A 21,920-nucleotide genomic window follows, 5' to 3' on the forward strand; every position below is an offset into this window, starting at 1 on the left:
ATTTCTGTAAATAGCTTCGAACTAGAGTTAAATCATCTGTATTTATACGCATAACAAAATATAAGATTTTGTCAACGAATTAGTTAACCTTTACAATTTCGAGCGATAGCGAGAAATCTGCTTAATTCTAGTTACGAATACCCTTTAAAATTCCTAAATCTCACCTATAAGAGTCACTTCTATTATTAAGCCCCCTTTACAAACAACAATAGATTATTTATATTTGAAACTCCTGTTTTTACAGGAATACAGTAACACCTATTAAAGTAGGTTGACTAAAATTTTAAAGCTGTCTTGCGATTGAAAAAGAGCATAATTTGTATCGAGAATTTAGGACTTTGACGCTGGAGTAGTTCTCGATAGCTCCGATGAAACTTGAGATTTCTCAGTCGTAACCTCCTTCGAAATGACGTATGTTTTGTCATTTCGACCAGAGGGAGAAACCGCAAGGTTCAGTGGGGCTAAATCTCACCAATAGGAGTAACTTCGATTATTAAGCCCCCTTTACAAACAGCAATAGATTATTTATATTTGAAACTCCTGTTTTTACAGGAATACAGTAACACCTATTAAAGTAGGTTGACTAAAATTTTAAAGCTGTCAATTCGAGTGAATTTTGCGATTGAAAAGAGCATAATTTGTATCGAGAATTTAGGACTTAGACGCTGGAATAGTTCTCGATAAAATTTTTATCTCGTTAGCACTTGATAAAAACCACTCGAACTGACATTGGAAGTTAATTCCGTTAATACATTCACAAACACTATGAACAAAGAACAACTTTTAAAAGAACTCAACTTTAAAGCCGTACGAAGCTCTGGTGCGGGCGGACAGCATGTAAACAAGGTATCCTCTAAAGTAGAATTAAGTTTTACGATTGAAGACTCGTTAGGACTCTCGGACAAAGAAAAAGCACTACTCCATAAAAACTTAGCCAACAGACTCTCTAAAGAAAACACACTCATACTAAGCTCTCAAGAAAGCCGCTCACAACACCGCAACAAAGAATTGGTTACCGAACGCTTTTTTAACCTCTTAGCACAAGCATTGGTAGTACCTAAAGTACGCAAAGCTACCAAACCTAAAAAAGCAGCGATTGCCAAACGTTTGGACGCTAAAAAACAACAGGCTGAAAAAAAAGAAAACCGAAAAAAGTTTCGGTTTTAGTTATATAAAATAATTTATTGTAGAATAAAGGAAGTTTAATGCTTACCAATAGTTCGTTTATGATTAATGATGTAGTTTAATACTTAGCTCATTAATTAAGCTCCAAACTGAAAATCCCAGAGAATTTTCGTAAGTAGTCTAGAAAAGGCAATGAATTATATACTGTGTTGTATGCCGTTTTTTATATTAATCCATCACTTTCACTTTTTACCCAATCTCTAATAATGAATTCTTCAAACTCTTTCTCTTTAGCGTGTTCTAATACTATAATTTGAGGTTTAACTTTTGTGTTTTTATATATCAACTGAATTTCCTCATTTAAAACAGTAAAGATGTTGATTACTTGTTTGATGTTATCATCATAATTTTCAACATCTTCAGAATCCTTTAATTCACTTTTTTTAGCTGTTCTTGGAAAATACACCTGACTTGGTTGGTCTATCATTAAAAATGACGGAATTATAGATTTAGAATTGCTACAAGATAAATGCAAGAAAGATAAAAATAAAGAAAGATGACAGGCTAACCAATTTGCTCCACTTCCCATTTCATATAATCTTATTTTATCTGATTTGTGTCTATGATAAAAACTAAAGTCATCAATATTAAAGTAAAAATCAATAGGTTTAAGTTCCTCTTCAAAATCTAGTTTACTTGCAATTCTATCCATTTGTTCTTTTATAAATAATTCCGTTTCTGCTTTGAATTGCTTGATACCCTTATATTTTAAAATTCTTTTATTGTACTCTTTTAATTGTTCTTTTAAAGCATTTAAATCACTGTTAAACTTAGATAAATCGTTAGATTCTAAAAGATGTTTGATTGTCGTTTCTAATACACCTTTTTGATGTATTATTGATTCTCTGTTTCCTTTTATTTTTTCTATATCAACATTTTCTTTTGTAAGTATTTCAATGTTCTTCGAAATTGATTTTATTTTAGCTTTTATAACTCTTAGATCTTTTCTGAACTTCTCGATTATCTGCGTACTATCTTTTGAAAATGTATTTACTTTAGTTAGTTCTTCAATTAGTTTGCTTTTTGATTCATTTAATTTATTAATATTTTCACTTATATCTGAAACTGAATTGTCACACAGTGGGCAAGCTAGTTCTTCAATTGAAGTATTGTAATTTTGTTTGGCTTTCGTTTGTCTTAGATGTTTTGCATAATCTAAACTATCTTCCGAATTTGATAGAAGACTGGAAATAGCACTTTCAATTTCATTTTTCTCAACATAGAGTACTTCTCTTTCATTTTCTAATTGAGCTATTTTAGAAAATGATTTTGTTTGGTCGGTAAGTATTTTTGGTGGAACAGGAAGATTAAGTCCTATTTTTTTTAATTCACGTAATGAAAGTCCTTCTTCAAGAGTAAGGTCTAACATTGTGTAATAAATTTGTATTTGGTCTCTAATATTATCAATTTGATTTGATTTTTTTCCTTGAATTCGAGCTAAAACTTTTTCTTCAGCTGTTATTTTCCTTTCAGTTTCTTTAATTAGTTTTACTAATTGATAATATTCGCTATCCACTATACCTAATAATACAGGTAAAGCTTGAATAACTCTTTTACGTTTCGCTATTTCATCAAACCTATAGAATAGTGAGTGTTTATTTGCAATTAAGTTTTGATGCTGAAAAAGGAAAGAAACAGTGTCTCTAATAGATAATTTACCGAAACTCTCGTAATCTGATTCCAAATTTTTTAATGACAGACCCAGTAACTCTTCAAATTCAGTTTGGACATCATTTTTAATGGGCTTTAAAGATATGTTATTAAAATAATCATATTTAATATCTTCAATTTTATTATAATCAGTTTCTATTTTTAAATATGCACTTCTCATTTTTCCTGTTTTTGGTGCTGGACGACCAATAACAATGAAATAATCATTTACTTTGTAAATGACTACAAATAATTTTGCAAAATCGGTTATTTTGCCCACAGGAACACTTGACCTTGATGAAAATAAACAATAATCAATTATTTCGATAAGTGCACTTTTGCCAGTTTTAGAATCGCCAGTTATGATGTTTAAACCATCTTTAAATGGAATGTGACGCTTATTCCCAGTATCATTAAAAATGGCTATTTGTTTTATAGTTGTACTCATATTTCTGTAATTCTTAGTTTTTTAAATACTGATAGATATTGCTCCTTTCCTAAAATAACACCTAAATTATAAGCCGCTTTATATATCGGTTTTAAGTAATTATCCTTTTCTTCTTTATAATGAATTTCAGTATTTGGAATCAAAAATTCATTTATATCTAAATCGATTTCATTAGCAAGAATAATAATAGCGGTGTTTGTAGTTTTTCGATAGTCATTTATTCTTTGATTTAGAGAGCTAATGAAAATATCAAAATCTGTATTGACAATAAAAGCATTGAATTTAGAATTTGTATTTAAATTTTTTAGTTTACTTTGAATTGGATTATTGTAAATAAAGGGTAATAAAAGATATACTAATTCTGTTTTTATGCATTTTGAGTTAACAGATTTAGCACCACTTAAAAAATAATGTAAAATCTTACTAGTATGAAATGGTGAAAATATTAACCTTTCTATATCACTTGCTTTCATCTCCTGATTTTAGATTAATGTTAATCGTTTTAATTTCCACGTTATGTAATAAACGTCCTTTAGGGTAATAAGGTCTTATGTTTCTAATTCCTTCTATTGTTGTTTTTGAAGAAATTTCACTAATGCTATCATCAAAAAAGCGTCTTGATTTTTCATTAGTGTCGCACTTATCAGTTAGTTGATCTAAGTGACTATCTTTAAGCTCTAGAACAACATCTTTGATATCTTCATCATAGTTGTCAAGATTTTCAGATAAGCTATATCTTGCTTCTATCATTTTTCTTTGACTCTCAGAAGCTTTTAAATAATTATCCATTGCTTTTCCAATTTTCTTTTGATATTGGATATTATTTAACTCGTTTACAAAATGAAAATTAATTTTTGTTGAATCGTCAGATGTAGCCTTTGAAATTGGAAAATTCAAATCATCAATTTTGTATCTATTAGCAAACGCTCTTGAATTTTCTCGGAAAGAGTCTATTACAATTTCCCAAATGTAATCTGTTGAATTAATTAGCTGAAGAGAAATATAACCAAATAGAAAACATATATATTCCTCTCTGTTTTTTGATTCTATATGACTTGTAACTGCTGGATGTTCTAATAAAATATCTTTATAATATTCTTTTGCTGATTCTTGATTTGCTTTTATTTCAAATTTGTTAAGAATATTTTCTAACTTTTTTTTATCAAACGCGTTTACATTGTCGTAATATGATTTTATTGTGTCATTTGATTTTATTGCTATAATTTTTTCGAGTTTTTCAGATTTGTTTAAATCATTCCATCCTTCAAATATTGAATCTTTTTTTACTTCTGCCGTAGTATGTATAATGAATCTATCATAAAAACGAAATGTATCATACTCTGTTATTATATTAGAAAGAGTTTTCCAGAAGTCAATATGTGTATCAATTAATTTTTTGTCACCTTTAATAGAGTGTTTAACTTCTGTAGATGTCTTTCCGTCTGAAACATCCCCCAAACACTCTAAATAAATTTTTGTTCCATCTTTTGCTTCAAAGCATTCTTTTAAAGCAACCATTTCTTGATATTTAAATCCTAATATTTTAGTAGAAGCATCAGTTTTTGAACTCATAGTTCGTTTTTTTAAATGACATACAACCCTTTTTTATATCAAACTTTAATTCTTTATCTCGAAAAAAACATGGAATATCATAAGGTTTAGCAATTTTTCACGCCATCAAATATATCAAAACCAATACTTTATCAAAAGTAAAGTTATCAACGAGTTATTGTTATTTGTTAATTAATTATAAAAAGCTAATTGCTCTTACAATTCTTGCGAACCTAATACAAAGCCTCTATCTATTCTTACGGAATCCCATAAACTCAGTTATTTAGGTTATAAAAGTTGTTTTTTAGAGTAGCAATGGTTCTTTATATCATTGTTTGGGTCGCTGATATCACGGCATCCTCCGTTAACACCACGGCATGGGTCGCTGATATCACGGCACGCTCCGTTGACACCACGGCACGGGTCGCTGATATTACGGCACGCTCCGTTGACACCACGGCACGGGTCGCTGATATCACGGCATGCTCCGTTAACATCACGGCATGGGTCGCTGATATCACGGCACGCTCCGTTAACACCACGGCATGGGTCGCTGATATCACGGCACGCTCCGTTAACACCACGGCATGGGTCGCTGATATCACGGCATGCTCCGTTAACACCGCGGCATGGGTCGCTGATACTACGGCTATCCTCCCACTCTCAAATCTGTATGAATTCAATCCAACGCTCTCGGTCTATGTAGTAACGGATTGTCACTTCGAGTAAAATTATTTGAAATGAAAATAATTTTGTATCGAGAAGTAATAGCCTAGTTCTCGATACAATTTTTAACTCATTATCATTCTTAAAAATCACTCGAACTGACAATACACAAAAAAAGTATTCGCAACTAGTATAAAAGATATACTTCTGATAGTCTGCCTGTTAAAAAAAAGCAAAAATTGACCATCGCATTTGTTTTTTATACCCCAACACTATAATTTAGAGCTGGTTAAGAAAAAGAAACTAACAAAATGCTATGATTGTATTGCTAAAACCATCTAATATTTTATGGTTTTTAACTAGTGGCAAGGGGCTCTCCTGCTATTATAATCTTGTTGTTTCTAAGAATTACCTAAGGGTAGCGTGTTTTACGCATCCCTAAAAACACACATGTAACTTAAATTAAATATTAATATGGAAACAAGAAGAAAATTCAAAGGTTCAGATGCTTTTTTAGCAGAAAGCGCACGTACAATTTACAACCTATTTACGCAAGATTTGGAGCGTTTTACCGCTTTCAATGCCCGATTTACGAGCGAGTATGCGGCGGCTTTTTTACATCAGATTGATGCGGCAGATACGGTAGTTACCGATGTAAGTACCTTGGCAAAACAAGGAGTGGAAACGCAAAAGGTGTTGATAGAGATGCAAGCAAGAATCAGCCTAAAATGTTGGTGTTTTTAGAAACCTTAGAAAAGGTGGTAACAAATTATTTAGATGATTTGACCGATGTAACGAAAGGCGGAATGCCTGCATCTATTGTGGAAGAGTTGGCAACAATTAAAGACGAATTAAAGAGCGCGAACACTCAGCAAGAGGTGTATAAAAAACAGCGTTTGGTAATTACCCAAGATCGTATTTCGGCATTGAACGATTGTTATACAACGCTTGTTCAAATTATAAACACGGCTCAGTTAGTATTTGCCAATGAGCCTGCAAAAAGAGCGCAGTATAGCTATCGTCCAACTACAGGAAGCAGCTCTATTACTGATTTTGTGGGACAGGTAGCGCCTAATGAAACCAAGGTGATTACTCAGGTATCGTATGACAAAGAGAGCTTTATTGGTTTTGAAAACAGAGGCGAAACCACACTACAGTTCGACATTAGTACCGACGAGGTTACTTTAAATGGCAATATGGTTGAATTGGAAAGTGGCGCTATTAACAATCAGCCAATGGAATGGTTACTAGCGGATGTTACCAACGGTACCAAGGTGAATGTTTTGGCGTACAATCCATCTACTACCTCAACGGGAAGTTATTGGGTGAGTACGGATGTGTAGTACATAGTTTATAAATGTTAAAAGCAATTCTCTGGTTGAGAATTGCTTTTTTATGTGTTTATCTATATTCACTTTAGTTCACGCACTTTTTATTTATTTTTAATAGGAGTTCATGAATCTCCGATTTCTTTGCTTGTCCAAAGAAAATGAACCAAAAGAAAGGACACTTTTACGAGGATTTTTTAATTAGAATTATTGGTATTGTTTATCCCCTCCAAGATGGTTTGCTATTACTAAAATTGTCCGCCAACAATCAGGAAGTGATGTATTGTTCCCTCTTACACATTTTACAAAACCAGAAGGTTGTGGAAGTCCAAATTCGGTTTCTTTATATTGCTGAACTTCTGAAGTAAGTATAATATCTTGTCCCTCTACCCAAGCCTTTACTCTAACATCATCAGAAAGAGCCCGTGTAGTATTAGTTACTAGGTAAGTACCATTGTTTTCAATAATAGTATACCCCATTTGATTAAGTCCATTAGGTAAAGACCCAAATGCAAATGCAGCATTTAATACTTTAATTTTAGTTGAATTTGAATTCGGTTGATTTGTCCAAATAAGCGTTTGATCAGTCTCTGTTTTAATAGTTGATACATCAGATGTTTGACTTGAAGTATCCTTAGCTACTGTCTTTTTATAACTTGTGCATGAAATACTTATTAATCCGAGAATTATTGTAAAAATATAAAGAGTTCTCATAATTGTTTTTTGGTAGTTTAATCAGCTTAAAATTAATCAATTGCCGATTTCTTTTTAAACAAGTTCAATATAGTAAATACTAGCTGAATAGAAAATCCTAGCGGATTTTCGTAAGTAGCTTGTACTAGCAATTAATTTTATATGGTGTTGGCAGTAGTTTTTTAAAATTTAAAAAGAGAATATCCTAATGCAAACCCTATCCAAGGCTCTTTATTATAATTCCATTTTTCAGCATCATCTCCAACACTGTAATCCCAACCAATAAATCCTCCAAGATTTATCTTGTTGTAACTAAAAGATAAACCTAATCCGATTGTTCCCAATCCTTTGACTATTTCTGTGTCTGAATCTAATGGTATATTTGCACTTGAAGTATTACTTGCATTTAAAGTAACAGTAGATGCGCCTATGAGTAAACCTCCAGTCCATTTATAAGTATTCGATATATTTCCAACGTCTTTTCGATGAAAAAAAGATGTTTTGCCATAAAAAGTTCTTCCAACAAATAAATTTGCATTAAAATCTGTTGTAAATTCCTCACTTATTCCTGCATCTTTATCTTTAAATCTGTATTTAAATGGTATTGTAAGGGCAGAAACTGTCCATTCTCTAAAATTTAATTTTATGGTTTGTCTATTTTTTAGTTCATAAAAATAGACATCTCGTTTTCCAAAATCTCCATTTTTATCTTTTGTCAAATAAGGGTTAACAATTAATTTATTTTTTTCAAATTTCACAAACCCTTTAATTCCATTTCTTGTAATGTTCTCTTTTTTTTCAATTACTTGTCTTGAGTAAAATTTTTCATCTATTGTTATAGTGTCAAAGACCTTTATTTTTTTTCCAAAAATATTTTTTTCTATCTCATAATTTAATTTTGAACCTAACGGATAAATTGCTCTGATATTATCTTGTTCTTCATCTGTTAAGTCTTTAAATTCTATTTTTGACACCTTCTTTAAAGTTATATTTGGTCCATTGCAATAGGTTATAGTGTTTGGTATTTCATATACTTTTTTAAAAGATTCTTGTCCAAATCCTAAAGCGCATATTGATATTAAAACTAATGTAGCTATATAATTTTTCATTGTTTTTTCTTGTTAATACTCTTAAAAATAAAAATTTAGTTCCTAATCTATTTAATAATAGATACTTTTTAAATTATTACCAGCTCGTTTTATCTCAAACTTTAGTTCTTTTATCCTAATAAAAGCATGGGATACTATAAAGTTTGGTAATTTTTATATCCTCATATTAGTTAAAACCTACTATGTTAGACTTTCATAAAATTATAAACGTTTATTTTTTACGTTTTGATGGTTTTAATGATGGCGTGTTTCCTGGTGTATCTTTATTATCTCTTTGTCTTTGATCTGGTTTTCCAGTTGATTTTGCTATCCTTTTTGGTCCTGGTTTAAGTGCCATAATTTTTTACTTTATTTAATGTTAGTTGATTTTACAATCTCCCATAAACCTAAAACATTAACACCACACATTCTTACGGAAATCCTCAAAACCAGATATTTAAATCATAGAAGTTAGTTTTTTTATCATTAATGTAGTGTTAAACTGAGTATAGAGTAGATTTATACTTAATAGTATTGCTCAATAAACTACTGTCTTCATTTTCTTTGCTTGTCCAAAGAAAACGAACCAAAAGAAAGGACACTTTTATGAGGAATTTTTAAACCTTGTTTAAAAACGTCTGAAAAACGATGCGAGGCAAAGCCTCTGAATCTCATCGCTTTTTTAGACTATTCTGCGTAAAAGAGTTTAGAGAAACTCCTTTTTAAAATTTAATTTTTATTAGCTAACGTCATTACGAAGAAGGTACGACTAAAGTAATCTGTTTATTTCGAACTATAAACTTAAAGATTACTTTTTTGTTTGGAATGATGTTTTATTTAAGTGGTTAATTTTCTAAGATGTGTAGTAGCTCAGTTTTTCTCTGGCAAAGTAGTTGTAAAATCTAAACTATATTTTTCTCCTATCTTATAGTTAAGAACTCCATCCTTTTGAAAGGGATCTAATCTCTTTAATTTTTGTTTTTCTAGAGGACAATCTTCTTTTCACATTTCGGACATTTCAACCGACTATTATCAAAATCTTTTCCAAATTTATTTCCCATTACAGCAAACAGACCAGCACCAACCAAAGCAGCAGGAATTGCAATTGGCGCCCCTAAAACAGCTCCAGCAATTCCTAAACCAGAAGCTAATGTATATCCTACTCCTCCTCCAATAGCAGTCCCAATAATCCTTCCTTTTTTATCCTTTTTAAACAAAATCTCTGTTTTACAATGTGGACAATATTTTTGTTTTTTCATCTATCTCTTCTTTATTACTTTATTATTTTCAGTTATTTAAATTTGAGTCGTCATTTAATTCCAAAATGCTTCTTATCTCTATATAACTCTCTGTTTTGTCTAGTTACTTTAATATTTTTATAAACGTAAAAGAACATCTTCACATATTTATACGGAATCCCATAAACTCAGTTATTTTATTAAAGTTTTATAAAAACAAAAAAGACGCTTCTAAAAAGAAGCGCCTCCAAAAAAATATTAATCTTTATTTGTTACAACGGTATATTTCCGTGTTTTCTATTTGGTCGTTCTACCTTTTTACCTTCTAACATGGCAAAAGCTTTGATTAGTTTTCTACGGGTGTCTTGTGGTAAAATTACCTCATCTACAAATCCGCGTTCTGCTGCTCGGTAAGGGTTGGCAAATTTATCAGCATACTCGGCTTCTTTCTCTGCTAGTTTCGCTTCGTGGTCGTCTGCTTCAGCAATTTCCTTTTTAAAGATAATTTCACTCGCTCCTTTGGCTCCCATTACCGCAATTTCTGCACTAGGCCATGCAAAATTCATATCTGCACCAATATGTTTTGAGTTCATTACGTCATACGCTCCACCATAGGCTTTACGGGTAATTACACTAACTCTTGGCACAGTAGCCTCACTCAACGCATACAATAATTTTGCTCCGTTGGTAATAATCGCATTCCACTCTTGGTCGGTTCCTGGTAAGAATCCTGGTACATCTACCAACACCAATAACGGAATATTAAAACAATCGCAAAAACGGGTGAATCGTGCTGCTTTTTTAGAACTGTTTACATCCAAACATCCTGCTAAACTCATCGGTTGATTGGCAACAATTCCAACACTTCTTCCTCCTAAACGCGCAAATCCAACCACAATATTATCGGCATACTCTTTATGAATTTCAAAGAACGAATCTGCATCAGCAATACCGTCAATTACAGCACGCATATCGTACGGCTTGTTGGCATTATCTGGAACGATGTTGGCTAATTCTTCTCTAATTTCATCTCCTAATTCAAACGGTAGCTTTGCTGTAGTTTCTTGATTGTTCTGTGGCATATAACTCAACAATGTTTTAATATCCTCTAAACATTGTACATCGTTCGCTGCCGTTAAATGCGTAACTCCCGATTTGGTTGCATGCGTACTTGCGCCTCCTAACTCTTCTGAAGTTACTTCTTCATTGGTTACTGTTTTTACTACGTTAGGTCCTGTAACAAACATATAACTTGAGTTTTCTACCATAACAGTAAAATCGGTCATGGCTGGTGAATATACTGCTCCACCCGCACAAGGTCCCATAATCGCTGAGATTTGCGGAATTACTCCCGAAGCTTGTACATTTCTGTAAAAAATATCGGCATAACCACCTAACGAACGTACTCCTTCTTGAATACGTGCTCCACCAGAATCATTCAACCCGATTAATGGCGCTCCTACTTTTACGGCTAAATCCATAATCTTACAGATTTTTTCGGCATGTGTTTCTGATAACGAACCTCCAAATACCGTAAAGTCTTGTGCAAACACATATACCAAGCGTCCGTTTACCGTTCCGTATCCTGTTACCACTCCATCACCATAAAACTTCTGATTTTCCATTCCAAAATCAGTCGTTCTATGGGTTACCAAAATGCCTACTTCTTCAAAAGAACCTTCATCTAAGAAATAATCGATACGCTCACGAGCGGTTAATTTTCCTTTTTGATGATGACGGTCGATGCGTTGTTGTCCACCTCCTAACTTTGCTTCGGTAACTTTATGTTGTAATTCTTCTATTTTAGATTTCATCTATATTCTTTTTTTGGGCGTTCCCCAAGGGTCGGGCTTTACGCTATATCTTTTGTTGGTTCTCGATACTTGCTTCGCAAACTCGAACTGACAACAAAAGGATGCTGCTGCAAATACTTTGCATTCAACGAAACACGTAAAATACAAATTATTGAGTTAATCCCTAACGCACATTATGTATTAACAAGTTTTTAAAATACGTTGCTCTTTTAAATACTGCTGTAAGGCTACTTGTGCAGCAATCTTCGCTTCCTTTTCATATTCTGCTTCTAACAACTCAGGCGTATAATATTTCTTTACAAAATGAGTATCGAAATTCCCTGAGGTGAAAGCTTCGTGTTCGCATACGAACTTTCCGAACGACAACGTAGTTTCTATTCCTTTTACCTTATAATTACTAATTGCTTGCTTCATTAGCTCGATAGCTTCTTCACGCGTATTTCCGTACGTAATCAATTTAGAAATCATCGGGTCGTAATAAATAGGAATTTCCATTCCTTCTTCAAAACCATCATCTACCCTGATATTTTCTCCTTCTGGATGTTGGTAGGTTTCTAACACTCCAATACTTGGTGCAAAATTATTTAACGGGTCTTCGGCATATACACGTAACTCTAGCGCATGTCCTTTAATTTGTAAATCGTCTTGGGTGAATGATAACTCCTCTCCTCTTGCTATTTTTATTTGCTGTTCTACTAAGTCTACTCCTGTGATAAGTTCCGTAACTGGGTGCTCTACTTGTAAACGTGTATTCATTTCTAGAAAGTAGAAGTTTTTGTTTTCATCTAATAAAAACTCCACAGTTCCTGCTCCTAAATAATCACAGGCTTTCGCAACTCTTACCGCTGCGGCTCCCATGGCTTCTCTAATTTCTGGAGTTAATACACTTGATGGTGCTTCTTCTACTACTTTTTGGTGACGACGTTGTACCGAACATTCACGTTCAAATAAATGTACTACGTTTCCGTGAGCGTCTGCCAATACTTGGATTTCAATATGACGTGGTGAGCCTACATATTTTTCTATAAATACAGAACCGTCTCCAAAAGCTGATTCTGCTTCTGAAATTGCACGCTGCATTTGTTCTTTTATATCTGCTTCTTTTTCCACCACACGCATTCCTTTTCCACCACCACCTGCTGAGGCTTTGATTAAGATTGGATAGCCAATTTCATTCGCTACTTTCGATGCATATTCTACATCGGTTACCGCTTCGTCAATACCTGGAACCATCGGAATATCATAGGCTTTCACTGCATCTTTTGCAGCCAATTTGCTTCCCATCACTTCAATAGCATGTGTTTTCGGCCCTATAAATACAATTCCTGATTTTGCTACGGCTTCCCCAAAGGCTGCATTTTCACTTAAAAATCCGTATCCTGGATGAATTCCATCTACATCTAACTCCTTCGCTACTTCAATAATTTTATCTCCTAATAAATACGATTGATTCGATGGTGCAGGACCAATACATACTGCTTCGTCTGCAAAAGTTACATGTGGTGAATTTCTGTCTGCTTCAGAAAAAACAGCTACGGTTTTAATCCCCATCTTTTTTGCAGTACGCATTACACGCAACGCAATTTCTCCTCTATTTGCTACTAATATCTTTTTCATATTACTCCATTTCTATTAAAACCGTATTCTTTTCTACTTTATCTCCTACTTGTATAGCAACCGATTTTACGACTCCGTCTCTTGGTGCTTGTAAGGTGTTCTCCATTTTCATGGCTTCTAACACTAAAATCCCATCTCCTTCTTTCACTTCTTGACCAATTTCTACTTCTACAGAAACAATTAACCCAGGCATTGGTGCCTTAATATCGTTTTCTTTTTTCTCTGCTGCAACTTCTAACCCTAACTCATCAATTAACATATCTAATTCATTAGAAATACTTACCTCATAAGTATTTCCATTGATTTGAATGGTGTATGTTTTTTGATTGAAATTTGTTTGAAATATGGTTGCTTGATACGATTGATTCCCCTCAAGTACGTGGTAGTTGTTTTTTGACTTTTCTACTATATCTAGCGCCTCAATTTGCGCTTCAGTAAAGTCAAAATCATGCGTTTTATTAACGCTCGTTTTAAAAGATTTACTCATAAATATCTGGTATTTTCACCACTAAAATATTAAAATTACGATGGAATACATGAGTTAAGTCTATAAATTGGCTAGAATGTTTTTTTACTTACTTGAGAACTTCCTGTTCATTTACTAACAACCCCAGAAAAACCTGCTATTTATCACTCTTAAGTCATATTTCATATTTACCTTTGCACCGTTCTCATAAAGGGGTGCCTTATTTGAATTACGAATTGTGGAATTACGAATTTTGATTATTAAAATAATTTGTAATTAATCATTTATAATTCATAATTAAATTCAGGCTGAGATCATACCCAACGAACCTGGAACAGGTAATGCTGTTTAGGGAAGCAAGCGTTAATAATAAGGTCTGGTAGACCTTTTTAGCGAGTGCAAAAAGTAAAGCTATGCTTTACGTTCACAATTATTCAATGTTTAACTAAAGAATAATTACCTCTTTTTATTCGATTTTGTTTTTTATAAAATGAGACCGATGTCTTTTATCAAGAAAGTGAAAATAGTAGCTTTTTTAACCGTATTATTTACAACGTTAACTGCCAGTGCACAAATGGTTACTTTATCAGGTAACGTGATTAATGGTAATCAAGAACCTTTAGTAGGTGCCACCGTAGCAGTTAGAGCTCAAAACAAAGGGACTTCTACCGACTTTGAAGGTAAATTCAAGTTAAACCTACCAAAAGGAACGCATATTATTGAGGTTTCTTATGTTGGTTTTAAAAGTATCTCACAAGAGGTTGAAATTACCAATAACCAACAGCTTACATTTCAATTAATTTCTAATGAAACTGTGTTAGATGAAGTGTTGGTGTCTGCTGTTCGTGTAAAAGCAGATGCGCCCGTAACACACTCTAACCTTGGAAAACAAGAAATTGAAAAACGTAATTTAGGACAGGATATTCCTGTGTTACTAAACTATTTACCTTCGGTAACATCCTCCTCTGATGCTGGTGCTGGTGTTGGTTATACCTATATTCGTGTACGTGGTTCGGATGCTTCTCGTGTTAACGTTACGATTAACGGAATTCCGTATAACGATGCCGAGAGTCAGGGTACTTTTTGGGTTAATATGGGAGATTTTGCTTCTTCTACCCAAAGTTTACAATTACAGCGTGGTGTAGGAACGTCTACCAATGGTTCTGGGGCTTTTGGTGCTAGTTTAAATATTTTAACCGATGCTATTTCGGAAGAAGCTAGTGGAGAAATTTCAAATGCTTTTGGTTCGTACGGAACAAGGAAACATACTGTTAAGTTTACGACAGGAAAATTAAACAACGGTTTTGAGTTTGCGGGTCGTTTGTCTAACATTTATTCTGATGGCTATGTTGACCGAGCTTTCACCGATTTAAAATCATATTTCTTACAAGGTAGCTATACAGATGACAATACGTTGATTAAAGCCTTAGCTTTTGGAGGTAAACAACAAACTTATCAAGCTTGGTATGGCTTAAGTGCTGAGCAATTACAAGAAAATCGTCGCCAGAATCCATATACGTACGATAATGAAACTGATAATTATTGGCAAGATCATTACCAATTACATTGGAATGAGAAACTTTCTGATAACTGGTCTACCAATATTGGGTTAAATTATACCAAAGGAGAAGGATATTTTGAACAGTTTAAAGAGGATAAAGATGCTGTTGATTACGGTAATGTAATTATTGACGGAAGCGATATTATCGTTCGCCGTTGGTTGGATAATGATTTTTACGTAGCTAATGCTAACGTTACTTATAAAACTGAAAATTTCGAATTAATTTCTGGTGCTTCTTATAGCAATTATAAAGGAGATCATTTTGGTGAAGTTATTTGGGCTACACAGTTTGCTGATGGTGCTAGCATTAGAGATCGTTATTATTTTAGTGATGCTAAAAAGGATGATATTAGCGTTTTTTCTAAAGCTACTTTTAATGTTTTTGATAACTTAAAAGCTTTTATTGATGTGCAAGGTAGGTTTATTGATTATACAACCGGAGGCTTTACTTCTGATTTAAATCCTTTAAATATTGATACTTCATACAGTTTTTTTAACCCTAAGTTAGGTTTTACTTACAGTATTAATAAAGAAAACAGTATTTATGCATCGTATGCTCGTGCGAACAGAGAACCTAATCGTGATGATTTTCAAAATGGCCCGAATGTACAACATGAAACCTTAGATGATTTTGAATTAGGATGGCGTTTGCACAATAAAACGGTTCAATTAAATACAAACATCTATTATATGTCGTACGACAATCAATTAATTCAAACTGGCGGATTAAATGATGTAGGTGAATATTTACGTGAAAATGTGAAAGACAGTTATCGTTTAGGAGTAGAAATTGATGCTAATATTAACATTTCAGACAAATTTAGCATTAACCAAAATCTTACAGTAAGTAGTAATAAAATTAACAATTTTATGTTAGACCGTAATGGTGTTCAACGCAATATTGGGACTACGAATATTGCTTTTTCTCCAAATATTATTGCTGGAAATGCATTGATTTACAAACCTACAAAAGGGTTACAACTATCTTTACTTTCTAAATTTGTTGGCGAGCAATACTTAAGTAATACCGATACTGAAGCTTCTAAATTAGATAGCTATTACGTGAGTGATTTTAATGTTAGTTATGAGCTTAAAATGAATAAAATTTTTAAATCTATTGTGTTTACAGGATTGGTAAACAATCTTTTTAATAAAGAATATGTTGATAGAGGATATACCTATTTAAATACTTGGGATACTCCTGGAACTTCTTTTGAAGTACAAGGATACTTTCCGCAAGCTACTAGAAACTTTTTAATAGGTGCGACGTTAAAATTTTAAAAGGGAAAAGAGTTAAGAAAAAGTAAAACCGAGACAATTGTCTCGGTTTTTTCATGAAGCTTCTTTTTACCTTTGACCATTCAATAAAAAAACAATCAAATTACTATGAAACTGAAAGAAGTCTTAATAATATTACTTTCATTAACAAGCATCGGACTTGGGGTTTATTCTTTTACATTAAATAAAGAAAACTCTCGTTTAACAGATAGTAAAAATTTTACTTTTGAATGGAAGAACAGTTATGAGGTACTTACGAGTTATTGGAAAGACAATAATAAAATATCTAGTCAATATTTTGATGTAAACTTTGATTACAATTATGAGATTGCTAGAGTTTTTACTACTTATGGAAAAGTATATCAAACTTGTTTTGACAGAAATGAAAATGGCGTTTATGAAAAAACTGATTGTTATAATTCAGCTGGAGATAAAGTTGGTTATTCTCTCGATAATGATGAGGATGGAGTGCCAGAAGAATTCGTTTTAATTTATGATTCAAAAAAAGAATTAAAATTTATTGATAGTGATTTTGACGGTAAGTTTGAAAAAATCATAATAATTAATAATAGCAATGAAACCGAATTATTAACTAAAACAATGTTTGAGGAATAATCAGATGAATAAAAGAAAATCCCGAGTACAATACTCGGGATTTTCTTTTATTCTTTATTTTTCTCTGTCCATTCTAGATACCCTCCTAAAATATTGTATACTTTAAAGCCTTTTTGAGCAAGTAACTCACTTGCCTTTAAACTTCTTCCCCCTGAACGACAATAAAGATATACTGGTTTTGTTTTATCTAATTTCTCTAAAGCTTTTCCTTCAAAATCGTCACCAGTAACGTCTATTTTAATTGGAGTTTCGATAACTCCTCCAGCCCACTCTTCCGGAGTTCTAACATCTAATAACTGTACGTTCTCTTCATTCTGTAAAACTACTTGTAAGTTATCTATAGTAATGTTATTTACCTCTGTGTTTTGTGGTTTACACGACAATATCACCGTTAAAAATAAACCTACTAAAAAAACACCTTTGTTCATTTTACTTATTTTAAGGTTGATGGACATACCGTTACTGTTCTTGGAATATCTGTTTCTTTAATAGCTTTATACCCTCCAGCAACATCAATGATGTTATGGAATCCTCTTGCTTTTAAAATAGATGCTGCAATTACTGAACGATATCCACCTGCACAGTGTACATAAAAATCTTCCTTTGCTGGAAACTCTTCCACATGTTCGTTTAAGAAATCTAACGGTGTACTTGGTACATCTACAATATGTTCATTTGCATATTCTCCTGGTTTTCTAACATCAAAAACAGGAGCTTTTTTCGTAACCGCTTCTGCTAAAACATCTGCAGAAACAGAACGCAATGTATCTACTTCCTTTCCTGCTTCTTTCCAAGCATTAAAGCTTCCCTCTAAATATCCTAATACATTGTCAAAACCAACACGAGATAAACGTGTAATAGTGGTTTCTTCTTCTCCTTCAGGAGTCACTAATAAAATTGGTTGTGTAACATCTTTAATCAATGCACCTACCCATGGAGCAAATGTTCCTCCTAAACCAATAAAAATTGATTGTGGTATAAATCCTTTAATAAACTCTGATTGATGACGTACATCTAAAATCAACGCATCTGTTTCGTTTGCTATTTTTTCAAAGTCTGCTACCGATAATGCTGTTGCTCCACTTTTGATAACTTCATCGATAGATTGATACCCTTCCTTATTCATTTTTACATTTAAAGGAAAATACTCAGGTGGAGGTAATAAACCGTCTGTAACTTCCTTCACAAACTCTTCTTTCGTCATGTCTGCACGAAGTGCATAATTGGTTTTCTTTTGATCACCAATAGTACCTACCGTTTCTTTGCTCAAGTTTTTACCACAAGCTGATCCTGCTCCATGTGCTGGATATACAATTACATCATCTTCAAGAATCATAATTTTTGTACGTAAACTATCGTATAACATTCCTGCTAACTCCTCTTGTGTTAAGTTTGCTGCTTTCTGTGCTAAATCTGGGCGCCCCACATCTCCTAAAAATAAAGTGTCTCCACTAAAAACTGCATGATTCTTACCATTTGCATCTTTCAATAAATATGAAGTGCTTTCCATAGTATGTCCTGGTGTATGTAGCACTGTTATGGTAATATCTCCTAATGTGAATACTTCTCCATCTGTGGCTATATGAGCCTCATAATTTGTTTTTGCTGTTGGCCCGTATACAATTGTTGCTCCTGTTTTTTCTGCTAGGGTAACATGACCACTTACAAAATCTGCATGAAAGTGAGTTTCAAAAATATATTTAATTTTAGCGCCATCTTTCTTAGCCCTATCTATATAAGGATTGACTTCACGTAACGGATCTATTATTGCCACTTCTCCATTACTCTCTATATAATAGGCTCCTTGTGCTAAACAACCTGTATAAATTTGCTCTATTCTCATGATATTATATATTATTTATACGCTTGATGTATATATTGTGCGTATTTCTTCTGATTTTGGTTATCTCCTGTTTTATAAAATTTTACGGCACCGTTGGCACGCATAAAAAAGTGATCTAGACTTACTACGTCTAATAAACCTCCCCTAAAAAAAGCATCTCTTACCGGACCTTTCACTCCTGCAAAATAAAATTGAATATTGTGTTTATTAAAATAAATAATACGTTCTTTTAATATCTCTATTCCTGTACTATCTACTCTATTAATGCTCTCTGCATCTAACACAATCAGTTTTAATGCCTTCCCTTTTTCTTCTGCCATTTCGTCCAGTTTATCTCGAAAATAGTTTGAGTTTGCATAAAACAACTGTGCATCAAAACGAAATACTAAGATTTCTTCGTCTAAAAGAACTTCCTTAAACCTATTTTTATTACGATAAAAATCTGAATTTGGTACTTTTCCTAACTCAGCTACATAAGGTCTAGAGGTTCTAAAAATTAAAACGATTAATGATAGCACTACTCCAATTAAAATTCCGTATTCAATTCCAAAGAAAATGGTAGCTAAAAAAGTAGCTAGGAGTAGCCAGAAATCTAAATTATTAGCTCTCCACAATCTTCTAGCTTCTCTTACATTTATCAAGTTAAAGACTGCGACGATAATTATTGCAGACAAAATAGTTTTTGGTAAGTGATAAAAAACGGGAGTTAAAAAAAGTAATGTAAACACTACTAAAATTGCGGAAACAATTGCAGAAACTCCTGTCGTTCCTCCTGATTCACTATTGATAGCAGAACGAGAAAAACTTGACGCTGACGGATACGATTGAAATAATGATCCTACCATATTACTTAAGCCCAAAGCAACCAGTTCTTGGTTTGGCCTTACTCTATACTCATCTTGTTTGGCTTCTAGCGTTTTTCCGATTGAAATCGTTTCTAAATACCCTACCATAACTAGTGTTGCGGCTATTGGCATTAATTCACGTATCAAAGCCACATCAATTACAGGCATTGAAAATTTTGGTAACCCTGAGGGAATATCTTTTACAATAGCGACATCAGAAAGTTGTGTTCCAAAAAAACGTATGGTTACTATTCCTAGTATAACAACAATTAATGCATTTGGTATTTTTTTATTAATCCTTCTAAAAATTATAATAATAGCACATGCTATTAAGCCTATAATTGTGGTATTTGTTTTAAAATATTGAAGCCTGAAAAGAATATCTTCCAACAGTACATGAATTTGATCGCTCTGTACAAACTCTACTCCAAATAAGTTTCTAAATTGATTTAACCCAATAATTAAAGCTACTGCGGATGTAAATCCGGTTATTACAGGTCTTGATAAAAAGTTAACTATAAACCCTAATCGGAAAATCCCCATTAAAAACTGAATGGTTCCTACCACTAATGCGAGGAGTATTGCTATAGCAATATAACTTTCAGAACCTGTTAACGCTAAGGTAGAAACTCCTGTTGCTACGATTAATGAATCCATAGCTACTGGTCCGATTGCTACCTGACGTGATGTACCAAATATAGCATACATCAACTGAGGCATTAAAGCTGCATACAATCCATAAATAGGTGGTAATCCTGCAATCAATGCGTAGGCAATACCTTGTGGAATTAATACAATAGCGACGGTTATACCTGCAACTATATCACCTCTTAACTGCGATTTTTTATAGTTGGGTAACCATTCTAGTATCGGTATGAGTTTTTTTAGTAGTTCCATTCTATTTAAAAGAGCTCTCCTTGACTAGTTCCTTTAATTTTTCCCAAATGTTTATATGCCAAATCAGTTACTTCTCTTCCTCTTGGCGTACGCATAATAAACCCTTGTTGGATTAAAAAAGGTTCATATACTTCTTCAATTGTTTCTGCGTTTTCAGCTACTGCTGTCGCTAAGGTTGTTATTCCTACTGGACCGCCCTTAAACTTATCGATAATGGTAGATAAAATTTTATTGTCCATTTCATCTAAACCATGTGCATCTACATTCAACGCTTTCAAGGCATATCTCGCTATTTCTATGGTAATGGTACCATCACCTTTAATTTGTGCAAAATCACGTACTCTACGTAATAATGCGTTAGCAATACGTGGGGTTCCTCTACTTCTACCAGCAATTTCTATTGCTGCTTCCATAGAAATAGGCATTTTTAAAATAAATGCACTTCGCTGTACGATGGTTGTTAGTAATTCTGTTGAATAGTAATGCAAACGGCTACTGATACCAAAACGTGCTCGCATAGGTGCTGTAAGCAATCCCGAACGCGTAGTAGCTCCAATTAATGTAAACGGTTCTAAATTAATCTGAACTGTACGTGCATTTGGACCAGATTCAATCATTATATCGATTTTATAATCTTCCATTGCTGAATACAAGTATTCTTCAACAATAGGACTTAATCGATGAATTTCATCTATAAACAGAACATCTCGTTCATCTAAATTGGTTAGTAGGCCTGCTAAATCTCCAGGCTTGTCTAATACAGGCCCTGAAGTAACCTTAATCCCCACTCCTAATTCACTCGCTAAAATATGCGCTAAGGTGGTTTTTCCTAAACCAGGAGGTCCATGAAACAAAGTATGATCAAGCGCTTCATCTCGTTGGTTGGCAGCCTCAACGAAAATTTTTAAATTATCAATTGCCTGCTCTTGACCAGTAAAATCTTCAAATGAGAGCGGGCGTAGTTTCTTTTCTACATCTAACTCTTCGCTTGAAAAATGAGTATTTTCAGGGTTTAGGTTTTCATTCATATTATTGCAAATATACTTGAAATAAAATGTTTGTTTTGTAATATATGTTACTTAGCTCTTTTCTATGCTAAAATACATATTATAAAATCTTGTAATAACCATAGAAACT

General features: G+C 33.2%; 19 protein-coding genes. 5 read left to right on the forward strand and 14 right to left on the reverse strand.

Annotated elements, in window-relative coordinates:
• Positions 1 to 765 precede the first annotated feature (765 nt).
• Positions 766 to 1,167, forward strand: coding sequence for an alternative ribosome rescue aminoacyl-tRNA hydrolase ArfB (arfB, locus tag C7448_RS00005; protein WP_115899325.1), 402 nt, complete (start codon positions 766 to 768; stop codon positions 1,165 to 1,167).
• A 181-nt stretch (positions 1,168 to 1,348) separates the two neighbouring features.
• Here the strand turns inward: arfB and C7448_RS00010 are convergent, their stop codons facing one another.
• Genes C7448_RS00010 through C7448_RS00020 form a run of 3 tightly spaced genes read right to left on the reverse strand, consistent with a single transcriptional unit; the run spans position 1,349 to position 4,855 of the window.
• Complete coding sequence (locus tag C7448_RS00010) at positions 1,349 to 3,283, reverse strand: DUF3732 domain-containing protein (protein ID WP_115899326.1); 1,935 nt, start codon at positions 3,281 to 3,283, stop codon at positions 1,349 to 1,351.
• Positions 3,280 to 3,756 (reverse strand): three component ABC system middle component, encoded by a 477-nt coding sequence (locus C7448_RS00015; RefSeq protein WP_115899327.1) that lies wholly within the window; start codon positions 3,754 to 3,756, stop codon positions 3,280 to 3,282. The genes C7448_RS00010 and C7448_RS00015 overlap by 4 nt, the downstream gene beginning before the upstream one ends.
• On the reverse strand, positions 3,743 to 4,855 hold the full coding sequence (locus tag C7448_RS00020; protein ID WP_115899328.1) for a hypothetical protein: 1,113 nt from the start codon (positions 4,853 to 4,855) through the stop codon (positions 3,743 to 3,745). The genes C7448_RS00015 and C7448_RS00020 overlap by 14 nt, the downstream gene beginning before the upstream one ends.
• Before the next feature lie 1,119 nt (positions 4,856 to 5,974).
• Here C7448_RS00020 and C7448_RS00030 point away from each other — a divergent pair.
• A complete protein-coding gene (locus tag C7448_RS00030) occupies positions 5,975 to 6,244 on the forward strand; it encodes a hypothetical protein (RefSeq protein ID WP_115899330.1) in 270 nt (89 codons plus the stop codon).
• The gene (locus C7448_RS00035; protein ID WP_115899331.1) at positions 6,229 to 6,843 is read left to right on the forward strand and encodes a hypothetical protein; all 615 of its coding nucleotides are present in this window, start codon (positions 6,229 to 6,231) and stop codon (positions 6,841 to 6,843) included. The genes C7448_RS00030 and C7448_RS00035 overlap by 16 nt, the downstream gene beginning before the upstream one ends.
• 192 nt (positions 6,844 to 7,035) lie before the next feature.
• On the opposite strand, the gene C7448_RS00040 is transcribed toward C7448_RS00035, so the two are convergent.
• The 7 genes from C7448_RS00040 to C7448_RS00065 form a co-directional block, all read right to left on the reverse strand.
• On the reverse strand, positions 7,036 to 7,542 hold the full coding sequence (locus C7448_RS00040) for a hypothetical protein (RefSeq protein ID WP_115899332.1): 507 nt from the start codon (positions 7,540 to 7,542) through the stop codon (positions 7,036 to 7,038).
• A gap of 161 nt (positions 7,543 to 7,703) precedes the next feature.
• The gene (locus C7448_RS00045) at positions 7,704 to 8,630 is read right to left on the reverse strand and encodes a hypothetical protein (protein WP_115899333.1); all 927 of its coding nucleotides are present in this window, start codon (positions 8,628 to 8,630) and stop codon (positions 7,704 to 7,706) included.
• Positions 8,631 to 8,841: 211 nt separating this feature from the next.
• On the reverse strand, positions 8,842 to 8,967 hold the full coding sequence (locus tag C7448_RS16060; RefSeq protein WP_262510972.1) for a hypothetical protein: 126 nt from the start codon (positions 8,965 to 8,967) through the stop codon (positions 8,842 to 8,844).
• A 625-nt stretch (positions 8,968 to 9,592) separates the two neighbouring features.
• Entirely contained in the window at positions 9,593 to 9,868 is a 276-nt protein-coding gene (locus C7448_RS00050) for a hypothetical protein (protein WP_115899334.1), read from the reverse strand.
• A 251-nt stretch (positions 9,869 to 10,119) separates the two neighbouring features.
• Entirely contained in the window at positions 10,120 to 11,661 is a 1,542-nt protein-coding gene (locus tag C7448_RS00055; protein ID WP_115899335.1) for an acyl-CoA carboxylase subunit beta, read from the reverse strand.
• A 180-nt stretch (positions 11,662 to 11,841) separates the two neighbouring features.
• Positions 11,842 to 13,278: an acetyl-CoA carboxylase biotin carboxylase subunit gene (accC, locus tag C7448_RS00060; RefSeq protein WP_115899336.1), complete on the reverse strand. Its 1,437-nt coding sequence runs from the start codon at positions 13,276 to 13,278 to the stop codon at positions 11,842 to 11,844.
• A gap of 1 nt (position 13,279) precedes the next feature.
• On the reverse strand, positions 13,280 to 13,765 hold the full coding sequence (locus C7448_RS00065) for an acetyl-CoA carboxylase biotin carboxyl carrier protein subunit (protein WP_115899337.1): 486 nt from the start codon (positions 13,763 to 13,765) through the stop codon (positions 13,280 to 13,282).
• Between the two features lie 478 nt (positions 13,766 to 14,243).
• Here C7448_RS00065 and C7448_RS00070 point away from each other — a divergent pair, with 478 nt between their 5' ends.
• Both C7448_RS00070 and C7448_RS00075 read left to right on the forward strand, forming a co-directional pair.
• The gene (locus tag C7448_RS00070; RefSeq protein ID WP_115899338.1) at positions 14,244 to 16,586 is read left to right on the forward strand and encodes a TonB-dependent receptor; all 2,343 of its coding nucleotides are present in this window, start codon (positions 14,244 to 14,246) and stop codon (positions 16,584 to 16,586) included.
• A 105-nt stretch (positions 16,587 to 16,691) separates the two neighbouring features.
• The gene (locus C7448_RS00075) at positions 16,692 to 17,198 is read left to right on the forward strand and encodes a hypothetical protein (RefSeq protein ID WP_115899339.1); all 507 of its coding nucleotides are present in this window, start codon (positions 16,692 to 16,694) and stop codon (positions 17,196 to 17,198) included.
• A gap of 47 nt (positions 17,199 to 17,245) precedes the next feature.
• Here C7448_RS00075 and C7448_RS00080 read toward each other — a convergent pair whose 3' ends face one another.
• From C7448_RS00080 to ruvB, 4 genes are read right to left on the reverse strand one after another with little or no spacing between them, the layout of a single operon-like run.
• Positions 17,246 to 17,626: a rhodanese-like domain-containing protein gene (locus C7448_RS00080; RefSeq protein ID WP_170136978.1), complete on the reverse strand. Its 381-nt coding sequence runs from the start codon at positions 17,624 to 17,626 to the stop codon at positions 17,246 to 17,248.
• A gap of 5 nt (positions 17,627 to 17,631) precedes the next feature.
• On the reverse strand, positions 17,632 to 19,041 hold the full coding sequence (locus C7448_RS00085; protein WP_115899341.1) for an MBL fold metallo-hydrolase: 1,410 nt from the start codon (positions 19,039 to 19,041) through the stop codon (positions 17,632 to 17,634).
• Between the two features lie 11 nt (positions 19,042 to 19,052).
• A complete protein-coding gene (locus C7448_RS00090) occupies positions 19,053 to 20,783 on the reverse strand; it encodes a SulP family inorganic anion transporter (protein WP_115899342.1) in 1,731 nt (576 codons plus the stop codon).
• A gap of 5 nt (positions 20,784 to 20,788) precedes the next feature.
• Entirely contained in the window at positions 20,789 to 21,811 is a 1,023-nt protein-coding gene (gene ruvB / locus C7448_RS00095; RefSeq protein WP_115899343.1) for a Holliday junction branch migration DNA helicase RuvB, read from the reverse strand.
• Between the last annotated feature and the right edge of the window lie 109 nt (positions 21,812 to 21,920).

This window comes from Tenacibaculum gallaicum (genome assembly GCF_003387615.1).
In the GTDB taxonomy this organism is placed as follows: Bacteria; Bacteroidota; Bacteroidia; order Flavobacteriales; family Flavobacteriaceae; genus Polaribacter; species Polaribacter gallaicus.